Below are 21,524 nucleotides of genomic sequence, written 5' to 3' on the forward strand. Positions count from 1 at the left end.
GTCGCCGGAAGGGTGGCCGCGGTCGAATCACCGTGTAAATGAACGACGGCTCGAAGACCGCAATCGAGGAAGGCATGTCGTACACCATTCCTCCGGGCCACGACGCATGGGTGGAAGGCAACGACCCGTTCGTTGGCTTGGAGATGATGAGCGCAGAGGAATACGCGAAGCCTAAGAGCTGACGCGCACCTGGCTCGGGGTGCCCATCAGATCCGAGCCGCTGATTGCCCGCGACAAGCGTAATATGCACCGGCCATTTTTCCCCCAAGGAGTCGGCGCAGGTGAACTCGGCTGATCTCAGGCAGCGCTTGGTGGCGATCCTCGCGGCGGACGCCGCGGGCTATTCGCGCCTGATGACGGTCGACGACCGCGCCACCGTGGCCGCGCTCGACGCGGCGCGTGCCGTGTTCCGCAGCCGCATCGAGGCCAATCATGGCCGAGTGATCGACATGGCCGGGGACTCGGTACTCGCCGTATTCGGGACGGCGACCGGCGCGGTGGCGGCGGCGATCGTCGTCCAGCGGGAGCTGGGCGCGTCCATCGACGTCCTGCCGCAGGACCGGCGCATGCTCTTTCGCATCGGCATCCACATGGGCGACGTGATCGAGAAGGCGGACGGCACGGTGTACGGCGATGGCGTGAACATCGCCTCCCGGCTGTGCGGCGTGGCCGAGCCGGGCGGCATCTTCGTGTCCGACGCGGTGTACGGCGCCGTGCGGGACAGGATCGGCGCGAGCTTCGTCGACCACGGCGAGCAGCCGATGAAGAACATTTCGCACCCGGTCCACGCCTTCGAGCTGACGCCCGCCGCGCCGGCGTCCTCGCGAACGCCGGCATTGCGCTTGCCGGACCGGCCTTCGCTGGCGGTGCTGCCGTTCACCAACATGAGCGGAGACCCGGAGCAGGAGTACTTCGCGGACGGCATCACCGAGGACATCATCACCGACTGCTCCAAGATCTCGGGCCTGTTCGTGATCGCGCGCAATTCGACATTTACCTTCAAGAAGCAGAACGTCGATATCCAGGAGGTCGGGCGCAAGCTGGGCGTGCGGCACGTGCTCGAGGGCAGCGTGCGGCGCGCCGGCATGAGAGTGCGCATCAACGTGCAGCTCATCGATGCCGAATCCGGCGGGCATGTCTGGGCCGACCGCTATGACCGCGAGCTCGAGGACATCTTCCTGGTACAGGACGAGGTCACTCGCAAGATCGTGGAGACGCTCGAGGTAAGACTCACGGGCAACGAGGAGGAGCGCCGGCAGGAACGCGGCAAGGTCAACGGCGAGGCCTACGACTATCTGATTCGCGCGAAGAGCTGCATCGTGCAATTCACGGCGCCGGCCCTGGCAGAGACACGCGAGATGCTGGAACGCGCACTGGCGATCGATCCGGGCATGGCGCTGGCCTATGCCTTCCTGGCGATCGCCCGCGGCGTCGAGTACGCCAACGCCTGGAACGGCCGGACAGCCGACGATCTGCAAGAGAACCTGGCGCTGGCGCGCAAGGCGTGCGAGTGCGACCCTCTTGAACCCATGGCACACCATGCGCTTTCCAATGCGCTGATGTGGCTGCGCAGGCTGGACGAGGCCGAGCGCGCCGCAAGGCGCTCGGTCGCGCTAGACCCGAACTCCTCCCAGAGCTACGGGACGCTGGGCATCATCCTGGATTTCGCGGGGCGCCACGAGGAGGCGATCGAATCGCTCGCGAAGGCGTTGCGCCTCGACCCGCAATTCAGCCTGTGGCTGCATGCGCAGGGCCGTGCCCAATTCGTCCTCGCGCGCTATGCAGAAGCCGAAGCGAGCTTCAAGCGCCGCCTCATCCACATGCCGGGTTCGGACGTCACGCGCGCCTACCTGGCCTCGCTCTACGGCCACACCGGTCGCAATGAGGAGGCGCACCAAATCTGGCGCGAGCTGATGGACATCCATCCCGAATATGCAATCGAACTCACGCTGCGCGTTCTGCCCTACAGCAGCCCGTCGCCTCTTGAGCAGTTCGTGGCGGGCCTGCGCAAGGCCGGGTTGGGGATCTGAACGCACGAGCTCCCTGTTCCGCGAAGACCTTGCCATCGAGACCAACCGGGGCGCCAGGTCTCGACCCGCCCCGCCCTCAGCGGACGCGCCCGCGGCGCACCAGGTTGACGATCGCCAGCAGGATCACGGCGCCGATGAGCGAGGCCAGCAAGCCCCGGATGCTGAAGTCGTTCTGGTTGACCGTCGCGGCCCCGAGAAGCGGTGCCACGAGCCAGCCGCCGAGCAGCGATCCGACGATGCCGACGATGACGTTGAGGATCATGCCTTGCTGCTCATTGGTCTTCATGATCATGCTGGCAACCCAGCCGATCAGTCCGCCCACGACAAGCCAGATGATGAGATTCATGGTGCGCTCCTTGGTTGAGGGTGGACGCAGCGTCGTTCGGCGGGCGTTGCGCCCCTATAGGACAACGCCTCCAAACGCGAGTGGTGAAACACGGCGGAGCCCAGCCAGGCCGCGGCGTAGCCTTACTACACTGGCCAAGATGAGCCACCCCCCTCGATCGCATCCCGTGCGAGGCCTACTTGCTTCCTATTTCTGGAGTGGCGACGCCATCCGCAGTCGAAGCGTGAGTGATGTCGTGCTATCAGGCATGGTCGACATCCCCTCGCCCCCTGCGAGGCTGCTGGCAGATTGGCAAAGGGAGACATCTTTGCGCCTGGGTTTGGAGCCGGGCGAGGTCGAGGCATTGCCTCTGGCGCGAGCGCGTGCGCGTTGGCCGGAATACGGGCAGTGCGTGGAGTCGGTGTCTGATTGGACGCGCACGCTCGAGCTGCCTGAGGTGCTTGCCTCCTGTGACGTCGCCCTGATGGCCTGCCGCGGCGCGAAGTACCACCATGACGGCGCACGCTATGGCGGTGCGGCCTTCTGCAATCTCTTCCTCAGCGAGGACAGGGATCTGGATCTGCATTTTCCCGCTACAGGTCATCGAATCCCCCTTGCCAGGGGCACGGCCGTGATATTCGATACCGGCCAGCCTCACGCGGTGATCAAGCGCCGCAGCGACGGCTTCAACGTGGCCGATTTCGCGCCGGACCAGGATTGCACCCAGGTATTCCTGAGTTGGGAGCTTCCCATCGAGAATGCCGATGTCGGGCGCGCGCTTCGGATCGACTTCGACATCGACCCTTCGACCTCGTTGCAGCTGGATGAAGAGCAGCTCTGGCTGAACGGCGCGCGCGCCAGTGTGTGCCCGGATTCTGGTCGGTGGTGCCGGGCTGACTACGTCCGAATGCATCACCCCAACCAGAGGTGTAGTTGATCCTGCCGGCTGTACCCCGGCATGCCGAGCTTTCGTCCCTTTAAAGCGCTTTGAGCCGAAGCCGCCCGTTCGCTGTTTGGAACGTATCGGCGCCGGTCTTGTCGACGCTCATCCCAGTCTCAAGCCGGTACTCGGTTGCGATTTCGTCTTGGTGGGGCGCTCCGCCGTCGAGGTGCTCGGTGTACTTCACCACAACGTGCCGTTTGCCAACCTGGTCGGTGACCTCGATGCGCTTGGCGGGCATCATTCTCTTGTCAGGCATGGTCCTCCGTTCGCGAACGTCGAGCGGAAATTATCTCCTTCGCAAGCTACTCGCAGTTGCCCATGGTTGCCCGATTCACGGGGCTTTAGACCGTGGAGCGCGCCCCGACCCGCCACATCCGAAACGATCGCTGGGTTGCTTGTGCGTCAATGCTTGCCATCGCGCCCGCCGGCTCGGAGAATTCTTTGTTGCACGGCACAGTCGCTGATAGGGGATGTGATGAACCTCGACCCTGCCCCTCCCGTCGCGCTGGTGGTGGACGACGAGCCGGTGGCCCGACTGATGGTGAAGCTGGCACTGGAGAGCTTCGGCTGCTCTCCCGTCCTGGAAGCTGCCGACGGAATCGCGGCGCAGGAGGTCTTGCGCGAGCACCCGGATGTCGCCCTGGTGCTGACGGACATCATGATGCCCCGGATGGACGGCTTGGAACTGCTGCGCTGGGGACGCGAGGCAGTGCCGGACGCCATGTGGATCGTCCTTTCGGGGCTGGAGACCTTCGACTCGGCGGTGGCCGCGATCCGGCTGGGGGCGTTCGACTTTCTGCCGAAGTCGCCGCGCACGGAAGAGATGGGGGTCGCGGTGCGCAACGCACTCGAGCGGCGGCATCTGCTGGCCGAGCGCGAGCGGCTGCACCGGGAGCTGCAGCGCAAGGTCCGCGAACTCGAGGAGGCCTCCGAAGTGCTGCGCCGCGACCTCGAGCGGGCGGAAGTGATCCAGCGCGCCTTGCTGCCTCGCAGCCCGCCCCCCATGGAAGGCTATTGCATCCAGGCGATCTACCGCCCGGGGCAGCATGTGGGCGGCGACCTCTACGACGTCGTCCGGCTGGGCGACCAGCACCTCGCCTTCTATCTGGCCGACGCCACCGGCCACGGGGTGACCTCGGCGATGCTGTCGGTGATGTTCAAGCAGCGGCTGGTCCTGGTGGACCCGGCGACGGGCCTCGCGCTGCCGCCGGCGCAGGTATTGGCCGCTGTGAATCGCTCGATCTGCGAGGCTCACGCCGCCCCGGGGCTGTTCCTGACGGCCGTCTTTGGCCTGCTGAATACCTCGAACGCAAGTCTCGCGCTGGCATCCGCGGGCCATCCGCCCGTGCTGCACGCACGAGACGGCCGAAAAACGCGCCTGATCCGCCGCACGGGCCCCGCGCTTGGACTGGCGCCGGACGCGCGTTTCCGGCAGGCGCGTCTCCGGCTCCTGGCGGGCGACCGGATCCTCCTCTACACCGATGGGCTCCTGCCCTCCGGGTCGGAGCGCGAGCTGCAGCTGCTGCAGCAGGTGCTCGCCAGGCCGCTCTCGAGTGCGCAGGAAGCGATGACCCAGCTTCACGGTGACGCACCCGCGGGAGCGGACCGGGATGACGTGACCATCCTGCTCATCGACGCGCACGCGGGCGCCTCCTGGTTCGACAATGGCGTCGAGCTCCCCGCGGCTGCCGCATCCGGCGCGCCGCGACCCGAGGGCGAGGTGGTGTTCTATGGCGAAACAGACAATGCAGCCTACCTTGCGCTGCGCGGCCGGGCCAGCTGGATGCATTGCGATGCCTTCCATGAAACGGCCCTGGCGGTGCTGGGCGCGGGGCGCCCCCTGGTGCTGGAGCTCTCCGGCTGCGAGTACATGGACAGCACCTGCCTCGGCACGGTGCACGAGTTGGTCACCCACGGCGGCGTGGTGCTCGCAGGGGTGACGCCGGCCGTGCGCGCCCTGTTCGAGGAACTGAGCATGCAACAAGTCCTGGCCGCGATCCGCGAGGACATTCCCGCCGCGCCCGAGCTCTACGCGCTGGGCACGGAGGGCGATCAGGCCGTGCTGCAGAAGCGGATCCTGCAGTCGCACGAGGCTCTTTCCGCGCTGAGCGAGCGCAACCGCGAGGAGTTCAAGGACGTCGTCGAGTCGCTCCGCGGCGAACAGGACGGGTCGACATGACCGCTCCGATTCGCGTGCTGCATCTCGAGGACGACCCGGCCGATGCAGAGCGCATCCGGGCCGGGCTGCAGGCCGAGGGCCTGGCCTGCGACATCGCGTGGGTGCAAACCCGGGAGGACTTCATCGCCGCCCTGCAGCGGCAAGCCTTCGACCTGGTGCTGTGCGACTACGAAGTCGGCGGCATGGCGCTGCTGCGGCAGGTGCTGCAGCAGCATCCGGGCACTCTTCTGATCGTGGTGACTGCCGAGTTGCTGCCCGAGGAGGAGGGGGTGGAGTGCTTGGAGGCCGGCGCCACGGACTACGTCATCAAGCGGCGCCTGCGCCGGCTGGGTTACTCGGTGCGGCGAGCGATTGCCGAACGGCAGCATATGGCGGCCTTGCGTCAGGTGGAAGACGACCTGCGTGCCCTGAACGCCGACCTGGAGGCGCACGTTCACCTGCGCACCGCCGAACTGGAGACAGCCAATGCCTTCCTGAACTCGGTGATCCAGCACATTCCCTATCAAGTCCTCGTCAAGAACGCCGACGATCTGAAGCTTGTCCGCGTCAATCGCAGCGTCGAGAAACTGCTGGGGCGCACCGAGCAGGAGCTGCTGGGCAAGACGGCTCGCGACTTCGTCAGTTCCAAAGAGGAGGCCGACTTCTTCACGGCCAAGGACAAGGAAGCGCTGGCGCTGGGCCGGGAAGTGGACATCCCCGAGGAGACCCTGCATACCCGAGATGGCAGCGTGCGTGTCCTCCATGCGAAGAAGATTCCGATCCTCGACGAGGCCGGCCAGCCGCGCTGGCTGCTGACCATGTCGGAAGACGTGACGGAAAGGAAGAAGAAGGAGCGTGAGATCGAGCGGCTGAATGCGGCCCTGGCGCAGCGCAGCGCCGAGGTGGAAGCCGCCAACCGCGCCAAGAGCACTTTCCTGGCCACCATGAGCCACGAGATCAGGACACCCATGAACGGCATGCTGGGCATGCTGGAACTCCTGAGCCTGACCGAGCTGGACGCCGAGCAGCGCGAGACGCTGGGGCTCGTGCGGGAATCGAGCCGGTCGCTGCTGCGCATCATCGACGACATCCTCGATTTCTCGAAGATCGAGGCCGGCAAGCTGGAGGTCCGCCCCGAAGTGGTTTCGATAAAGCGCTTGATCGAGGAGGTGCAGAGCATCTACCTGGGCAACGCCAGCAGCAAAGGCCTGGTCGTGCGGCGGATGGTCGACCCGCGCATCAGTCCGGCGCTGCGGGTCGATCCGGTGCGCCTGCGCCAAATCCTCAACAACTTCGTCAGCAATGCGATCAAGTTCACTTCCGAGGGCTGGATCGACATCAACGTGCAATGGCTGGGGCGAGCGGATGGGCAGGAAAGCCTGCGCTTCGAGGTGAAGGACACCGGCATCGGCATCTCGCCCGAGGACCAGAAGCGCCTGTTCCAGCCGTTCAGCCAGGCAGACGGCGACGAGGCGCGGCGGCGGCCGGGTGGCACCGGCCTGGGGCTGGTCATCTCCCGGCAGCTGGCGCAGATGATGGGGGGCTCGATCAGCCTGGACAGCGCTCGGGGCAAGGGCACGACGATGACCCTCGAACTGTCGCTGCCCGTCGCCGAGTCCCCGCCGGGCAGCGACGCCGACAGCGCGCGCCCTCTTCCGGCGGCCACGGCCATGCGCCGCATGGCTCCCGGCACCGCGCAGGCGGAGACGGAAGGAACGCTGGTGCTGCTGGTGGACGACCACCCCGTCAACCGCATGCTGCTGCTGCGCCAGGTGCGAACGCTGGGCTATGCCGCCCAAACCGCCGACGACGGCGTCCAGGCCCTTGAGCTGTGGAAGTCGGGTCGCTTCGGGCTGGTCATCACCGACTGCCACATGCCCCGCATGGACGGCTACGAACTGGCGCGCAGCATCCGCGCTTTGGAATCCGACGCAGGGCGCGAGCGCGTGCCGATCGTCGCCTGCACCGCCAACGCGCTGCAGGGGGAGGCCGAGGCCTGCCTGGCCGCCGGCATGGACGACTTCCTGGTCAAGCCGGTGGAACTGGCGCAGCTGACCGAAAAGCTCGACCGGTGGCTGCCGCTTCCCCAGGTCCCGTCGCAGTCCGCCGCTTCCGCCGGCTCGATTCCGGAGGCCGCCCCTTCGGTCAGCCCGATCGACCAGGCGCTCCTTACGGCGACATGCGGCGGCGACGCGTCGATGGTGGGCGAGGTTCTTGCAGCCTTCCGGCGAACCTGCGAGGACGACTCGGCCGGACTCGGGCAAGCGGTGGCCGCCGGCGACCTCGCGCAAGTCACCCAGTTCGCTCACCGCATGGCAGGCGCCGGCAAGATGGTCGGTGCGGCCGCGTTCGCAGCCGCATGCGAGAACATCGAGCGCGCCAGCCGCATCGGCGACTGGAAGGCGGTGCTCGCCGGCATGCCCGCGTTCGAGCAGGAACGGATGCGCCTGGCTGCTTATCTCGAGGGGCGCAAGGGAACGCGGACGAGAACGCAGCCGGGCTCGTGAAGCCGAAGCTTTGAGTGCCTACGGCCTGAGGACGGCAGCGTGGCCCCGTCATATCGAGGGGTTGACTACCCCAATACCAAAGCGCTCAATCGATCTTTTCCCGACATCGACTGGGGCCAGGTATGAAGGCATCTTCAGTCGTGGCGTGTGTCGCCACTTGCACACTCGTTCTCGGCTGCGACACGCAGCCCAGCGTTTTATTCGTGGCGCAGGGAAGCCGGTTCCACATGCTGCAGTTGACCGATGCCCATGACGAATGCATTGCACCCTATCGACTTTGCTACCTGACGTCGTGGGATGGCACGACTTCCCGCGGATGTTGGGTCCGCGAAGAAGCCAACATCCGCGCCCGCTTTCCGGATTCGGATGACAAGCTGGTGCCGGTGATCGATTTCCGCCGCACGACGTTGGCAGAGTACCGGAACGCCGCGTTGGAGTAGACCGTTGCGGCCTTGACTACCGCTGCCGCCCCGACGGCTTGGCGCCCTTGATGAGAAGCCCGTCCAGCAAAGCCTTGAACACCTTCACAGCGCGCTTCGACGTGGCCGCCGGATCGTCCGCATTGGCGATCCATTGGGCCGCGTGCAGCGCGGCGCCGCTGAGCAGACGGGCAGCACCTTCGGGATCGACGTCGATGATGAAGCCGTCTTTCTTCAGCGCCCTGAGGCTCTCGGTCATCGAGCGGTTGCATTCGCTCTGGCTCGCCCATGTCGAAGGGTCGCCCAGCACTGCGGGGCCGTCGCGCATCACGATGCGCCGAATCTCGGGCTCCAGGGCCATCTCGATGTAGGCGATGTTCTCGTCGACGAAGCCGCGCCACGGATCCTTCGCCTTGGCAGAGATGGCGCGCAGGCGTTGCGACATCTCGTCGTCGATCTCGGCGATGACTGCCTGAAGCAGCCCCTTCTTGTCGCCGAAGTGGTGATAGAGCGCGCCGCGCGTCAGCCCGGCCGCGGCCGTGAAGTCGTCCATCGAAGCGGCCGCATAGCCGACCGAACCGAACGCCTGGCGCGCCGCATCCACGAGCTTGGCCCGGGTTTCGGCAAGCATCTCCTTGCGCGGTCTGTGCGCCATTGCTTTTCCTTTCATATACGCGGCGTATGTTTTTGACATACACTGCGTATGTCATTATGCCATTCCAGGAGTTTGCCGATGCTCAACTTCTACAGCGAGATCTTCAAGCCGCCGGGAGCCAAGGGCTTTGCAGCGGCCGGCTTCATCGCCCGCCTGCCGGTTGCCATGTCCACGATCGGCATCGTCGCCATGCTGTCCCAGACGTACGGCGCGTACGGGCTCGCGGGTGCGGTCGCCGCCACGTTCGCGCTCACCAACGCACTCGTCGCGCCGCAGATATCCCGCATGGTGGATCGGCTCGGCCAACGCCGCATCCTGACGCCGGCGACCACGCTCTCGGTGATGGGCTTCATCGGACTGATGGCCGCGACGCATCTCGGCGGACCGGCCTGGATGCTGTTCGCGTTCGCGCTGCTCGCCGCGGCGATGCCCAGCATGCCGGCCATGGTGCGGGCGCGGTGGACGGAGCTCTACCGCGGCACCCCCCAGCTCAACACGGCCTTCGCCTTCGAGTCGGTCGCCGACGAGCTTGTGTACATATCTGGATCGGCGCTGGCCGTCGGTCTCAGCGTCTCGCTGTTCCCGGAGGCCGGCCCGCTCGCATCGACCTTGTTCCTGGCCTTCGGCTCCGCGGCCTTCATCCTGCAGAAGAGCACCGAGCCCAAGGTGCAACCGGCGGCCAGGAGCGGCGGCACGGCGACCATCCAACTGCGCCCGGTCCAGATCCTGACCTTGGCGCTGGTGGCCATCGGCGCGATCTTCGGTACGGCGGAGGTGACCGTCATTGCGCTCACGGCTGAATTCGGCAACGCGGCCGCGGCCAGCCTGGTGCTTGGCGGCTATGCCCTCGGCTCCATGTTCGTCGGCCTGGTGTACGGCGCCCTGAAGCCCAAGATGCCGCTTTCGCGCCAGTTCGCCATCGCGATCGCCGTCGCGGCAGCGACCACCGTGCCCCTGCTCTTCGTGGGCAACGTTCCGATGCTGGCACTCGCCCTGTTCGTCAGCGGCGCAGCGATCTCGCCCACCTTCATCACGGCCTTCGGTCTGATCGAGCGGCTGGTCCCGGCCGCCAAGCTCACCGAAGGCATCACCTGGGTGATGACAGGGATCGGCATCGGCATGGCCATCGGCTCTTTCGCTTCCGGCTGGGTCATCGACGCCTTCGGCCCCGGTCAGGGATTCTGGGTTTCGGTTGCGGCCGGCGGCGTTGCCTTTCTCACCGCGCTGTGCGGCCAGCGCAGTCTTGCGGTTTCGCACCGTATCGGCGACCGGCTCCCGGCATGCGCCTGATACTGCGGTGACGTTCGGAACGTGAGACGCGCTCCACGACTAGGGCCTGTTAACGCTATTTGCGGGGTCGCGAAGGCCTGCCAGGGCGGGCCAATCAAGGCGCGCGACGCCGTGCGTGCGTCGGCACGCACAAGGAGCGCAACGCCGAGTGGCGCGCCCTGGCAGGCCTTCCCTTCGGGTTGCCCAGCCAAGGGGCCGTCTGCGGCGTTGCCCGCGCTTACAAGGCGCAAGCCTTGCTGCGCACGGGCGCCTTGCATCCAGCCCCTTGGCTGGGCAACGCGATCCCCGCAAATAGCGTTAACAGGCCCTAGGCCTTCGGACCTTTTTTGACGGGCGCCGCTCGACGATATCGTCGTCTGCTAGTCCAGATCATCAACCGCACCGAACCTTCTTGAACGCGCCAGTCAACTATCGAGGGTGCTCAAGTTCGGTCTCGCGCCCGCCTCTGACGCCGGCGGGATGATGCCGGCAGATCGATTGAGTGCTGGAACATCAAGTACTCTCACGCCGCCATACTCGAGAGAAACGACCCCGGCGATTTGCAGGCGCCTCAATGCACCGCTTACGATCTGACGAGACAAGCCGCACAGCTTTCCGAGTTCTTCCTGGGAGATTCGCACTTTGCAGTCGGCTGCCGGATTGAGAAGCGGGTTGAGCAGACTCGCCAAACCGAATGCGACTTGCGCCGGCGTCTCTGCCATCCGTGCTTTCTCAACCAAGGAAATGAACTGCCCCAGCCGCGCATTGAGCTGGGCGATCAGAAAGTGGTTGAAGGGGAGACTGTTCTCGTACAGCCAGAGGAAGGTCGAGCGCGGCATGAAGGCGATCCGGCTCTCCTGAAGAGCCACGATCTCGTACGGACGGGGCTCGTCTTTCAGTACAGATCCTTCGCCTAGCCAGCCGCCCTTCGATACCCCGATGAATGTGGTGGTGCGGCCATCGACCTCCATGGTGTCGACCTTCACCATGCCGCTTACCACGCCGATCCAATGATCGGCAGGCGCCCCCTTCATCGTCACGATGGCGCCCGCATCGAAGCATCGGTCGACGAGGCTCTGCTGCACAAGCAGCAGCTCTTGAGGCCTGAGTCCATTCGCCCATCTGGCGTCGCGCAAAAAGATCGAAAGTTCGGCATCGGCAGACATGGTCGGACTCCCAGCAAGCGGAACTATTCTGCCCTGCCCGGTGCGGTTCCGCGGGAGCGCGCCGGCGATTTCGCCGCATCGAAGACATGGGACTTACCCTCGAAATGTCAACGCGGCAACAGACGGCAGATGTGTAGATCACTTCAATGCCGGTAGCGACGCGTCCTGAGCGTTGCCAACCTATACGGAGACGCTGATGAAACGCAACTTACCTACTGGATGGACAACAGCGCTGGCTGCAGCAGCCGCGCTGCTGGGCGGTTGCGGCGGGGGCGGCTCGGGGGGCTTCTTTCCGCCGGTGAACCCGCCGGCTTCATCGACAGCCGTTCCGTCCGCCGTCAAGACACTTTCAAATCGCGCCGACCTCGTCAGCGACGGCGACGCCTACATTGAGGTGGTTGTGCCCGCCGGTTCGAGCGCCGCGGGCATCAAGGTCGACCTCAACGGCGCGGACGTGACATCGAAGTTCGCCATCCGATCGAGCGGCAGAATGCTGGGGGTGCTGACCGGGCTTAACAACGGCAGCAACACCGTTACCGCCACGGGTGCAAACGGCAAGGGGGCAAGGCTTTCGCTCACCAACCACCCTCGTGGCGGGCCGATATTCGCCGGCCCCCAGGTCAAGCCGTGGATCTGCGGCACGAAGGATGGGAAGGCAGTGATGCTTACCGTCGAAGGCACAGGTCTTTCCGACAGCGTTCCCACGCGAGTCAACGGCCTTGACTCGGATCCTACGGACGACCAATGCAACGCCCCGGCCAAGTTCATCTACTACTACGAACCTCAGGCGAAGCAGGGCTCCGGCTGCACGCTGACGATATCGGGGGCCAATCCCTGCTTTGTCGAATACCAGCCCGCCGCGCGGCCTTCCAACGCGGAGATCGCCGACTTCACAAATGATCGCGGCGTTGTCGCGAAGCGGCTGCTGCGGCTCGAGAAAGGAACCTTCGGCCGCGGCACCTACTCCGTGCTCGCGTACTTCGATCCCGCCCAACCCTGGGAGCCCTGGGCTCCGCAGGCGGGCTGGAACGGCAAGCTTCACTGGAAGTTCGGGGCATCGGCATCCGGCAATCGATTCCAGCAAGACGCATCGCTGAGCCCGTTCGGCGGATTCGTATGGGATGAAAACGCGCTCGCAGCGGGTTTCATGGTCGCGAGTGCCCAGCTCACGAATCACAACGACAACAACAACGAACTGTTGGCGGCAGAGAACATGATGATGGTGAAGGAGCACATCATCGACACCTATGGCGAGATCCGGTACACGATGTCTGATGGCGGCTCCGGCGGATCGATGATGCAGACGGTCATCGCCTCCGTGATGCCTGGGCTGCTTCAAGGCCTTCAAACAGGAGTGAGCTACCCGGACGCAGTGTCTACCTGGATCGAGACCAGAGACTGCGGACTGCTGGAACGCTACTATCAGACGCCGAGCGGCAGCGCTCTGGCCGATGCGGCGCGTGCCGCCGTCAATGGACACCCTTCGACCTACTGCAAGACCTGGAACAACTCGTTCATCAACCCGCAAAACCCGACTCTTCCAGCGAATTGCGGGGCCGGCTTTCCGGCATCTCTGGTCTATGTGCCCGGAACGCGCCCCAACGGCGTTCGCTGCTCTATCCACGACATGATGATCGCGATCTTTGGTACGGTGACGGACATCGACGGCAGCATCAAGCCGAAACTTCCCTACGACAATACCGGCGTTCAATACGGCCTCAAGGCACTCCGAGAGGGCGCCATCACCGCGGAAGAGTTCGTTCAATTGAATGAAGGCATTGGTGCCTTTACCGCCGACATGGCATGGACCGGAGGCGTGGTCACTGCGCCGACGGTCCCCGCCGCTCGATTCAGATCATCGCCTGATGTCTTTCCGCAGATCTATCGAAGTGGCCTGCACAGCAGTGCAAGGAATCTTGCCAAGGTTCCAATCATCGACCTTCGTCCTGAACTAGGAGCGGACATCCACATGACGTGGCGCAGCTTCCAGGCACGGGCGCGTCTGGATCAGGCAAATGGCGGGCATGGCAACCACATCCTTCGTGGCAGCAGCGGTTTCGGCGGGGCGGCACTTGCAGCGCAATCGTTCAGGATGATGGATCGCTGGCTCGCCTCTATCGAGGCGGACAAGAGCCCCGCGTCCCTCGAGACAAAAGTTCTTGCCAACAAGCCTGCCGATGCCAAGGATGGCTGCTTCGCAACACCGGGCGGCACCGATGCGGAGCTGGCGGCAGAGCTTGCATTGAACGACCCGGCTTGCCCATTGAGGCCCACGCTTTCGCCGCGCCAGGTTGCAGGAGGCCCCGTGTCCGAGGACATCTATCAATGTCAGCTCAAGCCCCTGACCCTTGCTGACCCTGACTACGGCGCCACCGTGTTTTCGCCGGCGCAACAGGCCAGACTGGCGGCGGTCTTGCCGCTCGGCGTTTGCGACTGGTCAAAGCCGGGCGTCGGCCAAACCCCTGAATGGCAGTTCACCAACTTCAACGCTGGACCGAGTGGCGTGCCGATCGGTCCCGAGCCGAGTTCAGTGGCCTTCTGACCACCTGCCTGGGCATCGACTGGACCTCTCAGCAGGAAGCCTCAAGGCAACAATCGATTGCAGGCGGCGGGCCGCGCCGTGTTTCAGGGCATCCCGCTGCGGCGAGCTGTGCGCCCATGCGATCACAACCTGCTTTGTCGTTTGGAAGCTCTGGACTGAGACCGGCGATATCGAAACCCTCGGCGTCGGCCTCGAGAACTTCCTGGCTGCCGCGGCCGCGGACCAGGTCGACTATTCAGATCAAGCGCAGCGAGTCGTGAAGGATGTTGTCGGGCACATCAGGGCAACTCAGCGTCGCGGCGAAACCGGCGTGCGCGGGCTCCTACGATGACCGATGCTGCCCTGCCGGCGAAGTCAGGAGCGCCGATGCGCTAAAAAGCGTCTTCCACACCGCAGTGAACTGCGCGACCTCCCGCCAATGCCCCTCGCTCGATGACCCCGCTCGCCATCGCCCTCCATCCGCCACTGCTCATCGTGCTGAACGCCGGTTCGGGCAATGGCGCGGCCGGCGACGCCCGTCGGGCCATCGAATCCGGCTGCGCCGCAGCGGGCCGCGAGCACCGCATCTACGAGGTTGACGGCCCCCGCGCCCTGCAGGCGTGTGCACGCGAGGCGGTCGAGAGCGCCCGCGCATCCCAGGGCGTGGTGGTGGCTGCGGGCGGTGACGGCACCATCAACGCGGTGGCGCAGGCCGCGCTGGGCAGCGGCTGCGCGTTCGGCGTGCTGCCGCAGGGCACCTTCAACTACTTCAGCCGCACGCATGGCATTCCGAGCGATACCGGCCAGGCGCTGCAGGTGCTGCTGAACGAAGTGCCGCGCGCCGTTCAGGTGGGCCTGGTCAACGACCGGGTGTTCCTGGTCAACGCGAGCCTCGGCCTCTATGCCAAGCTGTTGGAAGACCGCGAAGCCTTCAAGGCCCAATACGGCCGGCATCGCTGGGTGGCCTTCTGGTCGGGGCTGCTCACGCTGGTGCGCGGCCACCGGCCGTGGTACCTCCACATGTCGTGGCACGGGCAGCAGCGCGACATCCGCACCCAGACCCTGTTCGTGGCCAACAACGCGCTGCAACTGCACCAGGTCGGCCTGCCCGAAGCCGATGCCCCGGAGCGGGGGCAGCTGGCGGCCGTCGCCCTCAAGCCGCTGGGCGTCTTTGCGATGCTCGGACTGCTCGCGCGCGGTGCGCTCGGCCGACTCGGCGAGGTCGACGGCGTGCTGAGCTTTCCCTTCGAGTCGATGACGGTGCGGCCGATGCGCAGCCGCCGTCGCGTCAAGGTCGCGACCGATGGCGAGATCGGCTGGCTCGAGATGCCGCTTCACTTCCGCGTCTCGCCCGAGCCGCTGTGGCTGGTGCGTCCGGCGGTCTCGCCGGAGCTGGAGGTCACGCGCCAATGAGCGTGCTGCTGCAGATCTCCGACACGCACTTCGGCACCGAGCAGGGACCGGTGATGCAGGCCCTCGAGCAGCTCGCGCGCGCGCAGCGGCCCGAGCTGGTGGTGCTGTCGGGCGATATCACGCAGCGCGCCACGCGGGGCCAGTTTCGTGCGGCTCGTGCCTTCGTCGATCGGCTCGGCGCGCCGGCAGTACTGGCTATTCCGGGAAACCACGACATTCCGCTGTTCGCGCTCGGCACGCGGCTGCTGGACCCTTACGGCCGCTACCGGGAAGCCTTCGGTCCGGAGCTGGAACCCGAGTTCGAGTCGGCCCACTGCATGGTCGTAGCGGTCAATACCACGCGCTGGTACCGTCACGAGGACGGTGAGGTCTCGGCCGCGCAGATCGAGCGCGTGGCGGCGCGGCTGGCGGGCGCCACGGCGCAGCAGCTGCGTGTGGTGGTGGTGCACCAGCCACTGGCAGTGACCTTGCCCGAAGATGCGAAGAACCGCCTGCATGGACGCGATGCTGCCGTGCCGCGCTGGGCCGCGGCAGGGGCGGATCTGGTGCTCGGCGGACACATCCACTTGCCTTTCGTGCGGCCGCTGCACGAGGCCTTTCCCGATTGCACGCGTGCACTGTGGGCGATCCAGGCCGGCACGGCGGTGTCCTCTCGGGTACGCCGCGGGGCACCCAATTCGGTCAACCTGATTCGCTGCACCGACCGCCTTTCGCGCCATTGCGTGATAGAGCGCTGGGACTGCGCAGCCGACGGGGCGCGCTTCGAGATCGCGGCCACCCACACCCTCGCGCTTGCCGAGGCGCCGGCGTCGAAGCATGCCGGTTGAGACATCGCCGCTGATCGGCTTCGCGCAGCAGCTGGGGCAGCATGCGCTGGCCGCGTTCCTGGCCGGGCTGCTGGTGGCCGTGCTGGCGGGCGGGCTCGCCGGGGTGCTGCTGCGCTGGCGCGATGCGAGGAGAAGCCGGGCCGAGGCCGGCAGCGCGCCCACCTTCGCGTGGCTGCTCGCCGGCCTCGCTATCGGCTTCGCGCTGGTCCTCGGCACCGCGAGCCTGTTCGCTGCCATCGCCGATCGGGTCGGCCCGGGTCGCACGATGGGCCTGGCCGACCAGGTGCTCGCCGATGCGATTGCGCAGCACACGCCTGCCGCCGCACTCCGTGCGTTCGGCCTGCTCACGCACTTCGGCGATCCGCTGGTGCTGGTCTTCCTCGGTGCGCTGGTGGTGTCGTGGCTGTGGCACAAGAGGGAGCGCCTGCTTGCCTTGGGCTGGGTGGTCGCGCTGTCAGGCAATGCCGTGCTAAATCCGCTGCTCAAGCAGGTGTTCGAGCGTGCGCGGCCGCTGCACGACGCCGCACTGGCGCAGGCCACCGGCTTCAGCTTTCCGAGCGGGCACAGCTCGGGCGCGATGGTGGCCTACGGCATGCTGCTCTACGTCCTGCTGCGCGTGCTGCCCGCCCGCTGGCATCCGGCTGCGGCGATGCTCGCGGTGGCACTGGTCGTGACCACCGCCTGCAGCCGTGTGTTCCTGCGGGTGCATTTTGCGAGCGACGTGGCAGCCGGCCTGCTCTCGGGCCTGTCGTGGCTATGTGTCTGCGTGGCGAGCCTGGAGTTCGCGAGACAACGGCGGCTCGCGAAACCCTGAGCGCATCGCGGCGCCTTGACGCCCTGCTCTTGCAGTCTGTTCTGAAATCTCCAGCGCGTCGTCGACCTCGATCCTCAGGTACCGGACCGTGCTTTCCAGCTTGGTGTGTCCTGGTCCACTGCTCGGCCATGGCAAATATCGCGTACCCGAAGCGAAGCTTCGAGAAAGTCCATGGCATGGGCGGCACGATCCACTGATGGACGCTCGCAATCACGCATATCTCACTTTTCCTGGTACCTGCTTCGGCATCAACGCGGCAGTGCTTTCTTTAGCATAGGCCCACCATCCGACCAATGCGAACAGGTTTCACATGTCCAAGCTTCTTGTCCCCTTCGACTTCGACCAACTCGGCGAGCCGCGTGAATACCGCCCGCCGGCGGAACGCGTCATCGAGGGCGATGTCGTATGCCGCAACTGGGACATCGACAGTGCGAAAGACGGCAAGGTGCGTGCGGGTGTGTTCGAGTCGACAGTCGGCGTCAATCACTCCATCAAAGGAGACACGTGGGAGTTCTGCCTGATCCTTTCTGGCGTGGTGGAGATCACGGAGCAAGGTCAACCTCCGTTGACCTACAAGGCCGGCGACTGCTTCATCATGAAGCCGGGCTATGTCGGGACGTGGCGCACCATCGAAACCGTCCGCAAGGTGTGGGTTACCGCCTGACCGGAAAGTGCTCTGTTGACAGCCAACCTATCCATGGACGGAAAGCTTGACCATGGCAGCCGATAAGCACAGCTGGGAGGACTCCCGTTTTTACATTGATGGGTCCTGGCAGGACCGTACCCGTGCCGCAAGCATCGCGGTCGTCGATCCGTTTTCCGAAGAGATCGTTGGGCATGTCGCAGCCGGTTCGTCGATGGATGTCGACCTTGCCGTCGCTGCAGCCCGACGCGCTTTTGAAACGTTCTCACGAAGCACGGTCGACGAGCGGCTTGCGCTGCTGGGCCGAATTCTGGCGCTGCTGGAAGAGCGTGCGGAACTGTTCGCGCAAGCCATCGTGACGGAGATGGGCGCGCCCATTGGATTCGCCAGAACCGCCCATGTGCCTTTTGCGATCGCGCATGTTCGCGCTCAGATGGAAGTGCTGCAACGCTACAAATTTCTTTCCATCGAGGGCGGCATCGCTATTTCGAAAGAGCCGATCGGCGTATGCGCGCTGATCACGCCATGGAATTGGCCGCTGTATCAGCTCACCGCCAAGGTCGCGCCGGCGATCGCTGCCGGCTGCACGATTGTCCTGAAGCCCAGCGAACTGTCGCCGTACAGCGCGCAGCTCTTCGCGCAAGTGATGCACGATGCCGGCGCGCCGCCCGGTGTGTTCAACCTGGTCGGTGGCACGGGTGAGGTCGTCGGTGCCGCGTTGGCGGCGCATCCCGATATCGACATGATCTCCATCACAGGATCGACCCGTGCGGGTGTCCTCGTGGCCCAGGCGGCTGCGGTGACGGTCAAGCGCGTCGTGCAGGAATTGGGCGGCAAGTCGCCTAACTTGTTTCTCGACGACGCTGATTTCGAACAAGGAGTAGCAAAGGGCGTGCTGGCAGGAATGCGCAACGCAGGCCAGTCATGCAGTGCACCGACGCGGATGCTAGTGCCCGCGTCGCGCCTGGCCGAGGTGGAAGCATTGGCAGTTGCAGCCGCGGCTGGTATCACGGTCGGTGATCCGCGCAATGAAAAGACATCGATGGGTCCGATTGCGAATGCCGCGCAATACGCAAGGGTGCAGGCGATGATCGCCAGCGGAATCGACGACGGCGCCAAGCTGATCTGCGGCGGTCTGGGCAGGCCTGTCGGTTTGGCGCAAGGCTACTTTGTTCGGCCGACGGTGTTTTCCGATGTGACGCCCGATATGAGAGTGGCGCGGGAAGAGATATTCGGCCCCGTGCTGGTCATCATGCCTTACCAAGATGAGGCTGAAGCCATCGCGATTGCGAACGATACGGTCTATGGTCTCAGTGCAAGCGTGCAGTCTGGTGACCGGGAGCGGGCACAGCGGGTGGCGGCGCAGCTCCGCGCCGGCCAAGTGCATATCAACTACCCGGCATGGAGCAGCCATGCCCCGTTCGGCGGATACAAGCGGTCAGGCAACGGCCGCGAATACGGTGTTCACGGGCTCGAGGAATATCTTGAAACCAAGGCAGTCATTGGCTATTGATCTCGCCTCCAAGATCTGTCGACAAGTGAAAGCAAACATGTTTTCAGTTCACTGACCCTTAACGGACATCCCGCGAATGCCTGCACCTCTATTTCCCGTCGAGTCCAGTCTGGATCTGCCGACGCACGCCGACGTGGTCGTGATTGGCGGCGGCATCATCGGAGTTTTTGCTGCCTACTACATGGCAAAGCGCGGGATGAAGGTCGCGCTCGTGGAAAAGGGGCGTGTCGGCGCTGAACAATCGAGCCGGAACTGGGGTTGGTGCCGTCAGCAGAACCGAGATGCTCGCGAATTGCCGATGGCAACAAAGAGCCTGGACCTGTGGGAACAATTCGCGGCAGAAACCGGCGAAGTGACGGGGTTCCAGAGATGCGGATTGCTCTATCTCAGTAACAGCGAAAAGGAATTGGCCGGCTGGGCTCGCTGGGGGGAGTTTGCGCGCACCGTCGACGTGAAAACCCAGATGCTCACCGCGGACGAGGCGGCGCAACGCGGTCGGGCGACCGGCAAGCCTTGGAAAGGCGGTGTCTTTGCTCCTACCGACGGCATTGCGGACCCATCCCGTGCTGCCCCTGCCGTAGCGCGGGCCGTCATGAGACTTGGCGGCACGGTACACCAGGGCTGCGCGGCGCGGGGCGTCGAGACTGAGGGCGGTCGGCTCTCGGCAGTGGTCACCGAGAATGGAACGATCCGCACCAAGGTCGCGGTGCTTGCCGGAGGAGCCTGGGCATCCTCGTTCTGTCGCCAGCATGGCATTCGGTTTCCCCAGGCTGCGATCCGGCAGACGGTGCTGTCGGTTGCCAAGAGTGGCAAGGAGATGCCGGCTGCGCTCCACACGACCAACGTTTCCATGACGCGGCGTGTGGACGGCGGATATACCTTGGCCATCAGCGGTCGAGGACGCGTTGACCCAACGCCGCAACTTCTCCGTTTCGCACCGCAGTTCCTGCCCATGTTCCAACGGAGATGGCGCAATCTAGCGCCCGGCGGACTGGAAGGCGTCCGCTCGGGCCATGAAGGCTGGTTTCGCTGGCGGCTCGACAAGCCGACGCCGATGGAGCGGATGCGCATTCTCGATCCGAAGGTGGACGCATCGGTTGTTCACCTGACGTACAAGCGTGCGGTAGAGATGGTGCCGATGCTGATGGAGAGTTCGGTCACGGCAGCCTGGGCCGGCTATGTGGACAGCACGCCTGACGGCGTCCCGGGCATCGGCGAGATGTCGAGCCTGCGTGGACTCGTGCTGGCGGCCGGGTTCAGTGGCCATGGCTTCGGTATTGGCCCTGGGGCCGGCCATCTGATTGCCGACATCGTCAGCGGCGCCGAACCCCTCGTCGATCCCCGCCCGTACCACCCGGACAGATTCCTGTCTTCGGCGTGGGGCAAGGTCGCGGACTTCTAGAGCTAGCCCATGACGTTCGATCCCTCCCGTGGCCTGCACGCACCGGCGGACAAAATGGCGCCGCACCTGACCGCGCTGCGCGTCGATCACTTGCCGGACGCGGTCAGACAATCCTCCGCGCTGGGATGGCCATATCGCGAGGCCGACTGGCGCTTCGCGTTCGATCTCGGCAGCGGGTTCGCGGCGGAAGTCGATGGCCGGCTGGTCGCCACGGCGATGTGGTGGCCCTATGGCGAGACCCATGCCTCGGTGGGCATGATCATCGTTGACCCAGGCATGCAAGGGCGAGGCCTAGGGCGTGCCTTGATGGGACAGTTGCTCCGTGAAACGAGCAACCGTACGGTTTTCCTGAACTCCACTCAGGAGGGGCTCCCGCTCTACACGCAACTCGGGTTCGTCGCCCGCGGGCAGGTGTTCCAGCATCAGGCCGTACTGCCCGCGGAAACCGTTCTTGCCCCCACACCGGCGGGCGTACGTCCCATCCAAGCAGGAGATGGCGAAAGGGTGCGCCGGTTGGACCTGGCCGCCACGGGGATGGACCGGACTGCATTGTTGGATGCATTGTTCGGAGCCGGGACGACGATGGTCATCGATCGGGGCGTCGGTGTGTCGGCTTACGCGTGCGCGCGGGAATTTGGACATGGCGTGGTGATCGGGCCGGTGGTCGCAACGGGAGCAAGTAGTGCTGCTGATGCGATGGACCTCATCGCCGCACTCGCCGGCCGAGCCCGCGGCCGGTTCCTTCGCATTGACGTGACCGAGAGCAGCGGTCTCTCTGCATGGCTGACCGACATAGGGCTGCCCTGCGTCGGCCATGCAGTGCCAATGGTGCGCGACACCCAGGCTCGCCCGATCGATGCTGATGTGGGCGTGCGCCTGTTTGCCCTTTCCAACCAGTCGTTCGGCTGACTCGCCGACT

At 65.2% G+C, this 21,524-nt stretch carries 18 protein-coding genes and 2 pseudogenes; 15 read left to right on the forward strand and 5 right to left on the reverse strand.

Features of this window, described 5'->3' with window-relative positions:
• Positions 1-20 precede the first annotated feature (20 nt).
• Both EJI01_RS21575 and EJI01_RS21580 read left to right on the forward strand, forming a co-directional pair.
• Positions 21-182: pseudogene (locus EJI01_RS21575) on the forward strand (cupin domain-containing protein); the annotation flags it as partial.
• A gap of 99 nt (positions 183-281) precedes the next feature.
• Entirely contained in the window at positions 282-2,030 is a 1,749-nt protein-coding gene (locus tag EJI01_RS21580; protein ID WP_126839181.1) for an adenylate/guanylate cyclase domain-containing protein, read from the forward strand.
• A gap of 76 nt (positions 2,031-2,106) precedes the next feature.
• Here the strand turns inward: EJI01_RS21580 and EJI01_RS21585 are convergent, their stop codons facing one another.
• On the reverse strand, positions 2,107-2,376 hold the full coding sequence (locus EJI01_RS21585; protein WP_126839182.1) for a GlsB/YeaQ/YmgE family stress response membrane protein: 270 nt from the start codon (positions 2,374-2,376) through the stop codon (positions 2,107-2,109).
• A 139-nt stretch (positions 2,377-2,515) separates the two neighbouring features.
• On the opposite strand from EJI01_RS21585, the gene EJI01_RS21590 reads away from it, so the two are divergent.
• Positions 2,516-3,292, forward strand: coding sequence for a hypothetical protein (locus EJI01_RS21590; protein ID WP_126839183.1), 777 nt, complete (start codon positions 2,516-2,518; stop codon positions 3,290-3,292).
• 40 nt (positions 3,293-3,332) lie between these two features.
• Here the strand turns inward: EJI01_RS21590 and EJI01_RS21595 are convergent, their stop codons facing one another.
• A complete protein-coding gene (locus EJI01_RS21595; protein ID WP_126839184.1) occupies positions 3,333-3,554 on the reverse strand; it encodes a hypothetical protein in 222 nt (73 codons plus the stop codon).
• A gap of 219 nt (positions 3,555-3,773) precedes the next feature.
• Between EJI01_RS21595 and EJI01_RS21600 the strand changes: the two genes are divergently transcribed.
• From EJI01_RS21600 to EJI01_RS21610, 3 genes are all read left to right on the forward strand, one after another.
• The gene (locus EJI01_RS21600; protein ID WP_126839185.1) at positions 3,774-5,477 is read left to right on the forward strand and encodes a SpoIIE family protein phosphatase; all 1,704 of its coding nucleotides are present in this window, start codon (positions 3,774-3,776) and stop codon (positions 5,475-5,477) included.
• Positions 5,474-7,963 (forward strand): hybrid sensor histidine kinase/response regulator, encoded by a 2,490-nt coding sequence (locus EJI01_RS21605; protein ID WP_126839186.1) that lies wholly within the window; start codon positions 5,474-5,476, stop codon positions 7,961-7,963. Before EJI01_RS21600 ends, EJI01_RS21605 begins: the two co-directional genes overlap by 4 nt.
• A 227-nt stretch (positions 7,964-8,190) precedes the next feature.
• Complete coding sequence (locus EJI01_RS21610) at positions 8,191-8,403, forward strand: hypothetical protein (protein WP_126839187.1); 213 nt, start codon at positions 8,191-8,193, stop codon at positions 8,401-8,403.
• Between the two features lie 16 nt (positions 8,404-8,419).
• Here EJI01_RS21610 and EJI01_RS21615 read toward each other — a convergent pair whose 3' ends face one another.
• A complete protein-coding gene (locus EJI01_RS21615; RefSeq protein ID WP_126839188.1) occupies positions 8,420-9,037 on the reverse strand; it encodes a TetR/AcrR family transcriptional regulator in 618 nt (205 codons plus the stop codon).
• Between the two features lie 78 nt (positions 9,038-9,115).
• On the opposite strand from EJI01_RS21615, the gene EJI01_RS21620 reads away from it, so the two are divergent.
• Positions 9,116-10,327, forward strand: a complete 1,212-nt coding sequence (locus EJI01_RS21620) for an MFS transporter (RefSeq protein ID WP_126839189.1) — start codon at positions 9,116-9,118, stop codon at positions 10,325-10,327.
• A 404-nt stretch (positions 10,328-10,731) separates the two neighbouring features.
• On the opposite strand, the gene EJI01_RS21625 is transcribed toward EJI01_RS21620, so the two are convergent.
• Positions 10,732-11,472, reverse strand: a complete 741-nt coding sequence (locus EJI01_RS21625; RefSeq protein WP_126839190.1) for a Crp/Fnr family transcriptional regulator — start codon at positions 11,470-11,472, stop codon at positions 10,732-10,734.
• Positions 11,473-11,668: 196 nt separating this feature from the next.
• Here EJI01_RS21625 and EJI01_RS21630 point away from each other — a divergent pair, with 196 nt between their 5' ends.
• The 4 genes from EJI01_RS21630 (at position 11,669) to EJI01_RS21645 (ending at position 17,047) form a co-directional block, all read left to right on the forward strand.
• Positions 11,669-14,014, forward strand: a complete 2,346-nt coding sequence (locus EJI01_RS21630) for a DUF6351 family protein (protein ID WP_126839191.1) — start codon at positions 11,669-11,671, stop codon at positions 14,012-14,014.
• Positions 14,015-14,446: 432 nt separating this feature from the next.
• Positions 14,447-15,406 (forward strand): diacylglycerol/lipid kinase family protein, encoded by a 960-nt coding sequence (locus tag EJI01_RS21635; protein WP_126839192.1) that lies wholly within the window; start codon positions 14,447-14,449, stop codon positions 15,404-15,406.
• A complete protein-coding gene (locus tag EJI01_RS21640; RefSeq protein WP_126839193.1) occupies positions 15,403-16,233 on the forward strand; it encodes a metallophosphoesterase family protein in 831 nt (276 codons plus the stop codon). Before EJI01_RS21635 ends, EJI01_RS21640 begins: the two co-directional genes overlap by 4 nt.
• A complete protein-coding gene (locus EJI01_RS21645) occupies positions 16,223-17,047 on the forward strand; it encodes a phosphatase PAP2 family protein (protein ID WP_126839194.1) in 825 nt (274 codons plus the stop codon). Before EJI01_RS21640 ends, EJI01_RS21645 begins: the two co-directional genes overlap by 11 nt.
• Positions 17,048-17,080: 33 nt before the next feature.
• Here EJI01_RS21645 and EJI01_RS29385 read toward each other — a convergent pair.
• Positions 17,081-17,158: pseudogene (locus EJI01_RS29385) on the reverse strand (integrase); the annotation flags it as partial.
• Between the two features lie 199 nt (positions 17,159-17,357).
• Between EJI01_RS29385 and EJI01_RS21655 the strand changes: the two are divergent.
• The 4 genes from EJI01_RS21655 (at position 17,358) to EJI01_RS21670 (ending at position 21,514) form a co-directional block, all read left to right on the forward strand.
• A complete protein-coding gene (locus EJI01_RS21655) occupies positions 17,358-17,711 on the forward strand; it encodes a cupin domain-containing protein (RefSeq protein ID WP_126839196.1) in 354 nt (117 codons plus the stop codon).
• A 52-nt stretch (positions 17,712-17,763) separates the two neighbouring features.
• Entirely contained in the window at positions 17,764-19,203 is a 1,440-nt protein-coding gene (locus EJI01_RS21660) for an aldehyde dehydrogenase family protein (RefSeq protein ID WP_126839197.1), read from the forward strand.
• Positions 19,204-19,279: 76 nt separating this feature from the next.
• On the forward strand, positions 19,280-20,605 hold the full coding sequence (locus EJI01_RS21665) for an NAD(P)/FAD-dependent oxidoreductase (protein WP_126839198.1): 1,326 nt from the start codon (positions 19,280-19,282) through the stop codon (positions 20,603-20,605).
• Positions 20,606-20,614: 9 nt separating this feature from the next.
• Positions 20,615-21,514 carry a GNAT family N-acetyltransferase gene (locus EJI01_RS21670; protein ID WP_126839199.1) on the forward strand — a complete coding sequence of 300 codons (900 nt, stop codon included), beginning with the start codon at positions 20,615-20,617 and terminating at the stop codon, positions 21,512-21,514.
• The last annotated feature ends 10 nt before the right edge of the window (positions 21,515-21,524 follow it).

It is taken from the genome of Variovorax sp. MHTC-1 (assembly GCF_003984645.1).
Taxonomy (GTDB): domain Bacteria; phylum Pseudomonadota; class Gammaproteobacteria; order Burkholderiales; family Burkholderiaceae_C; genus Variovorax.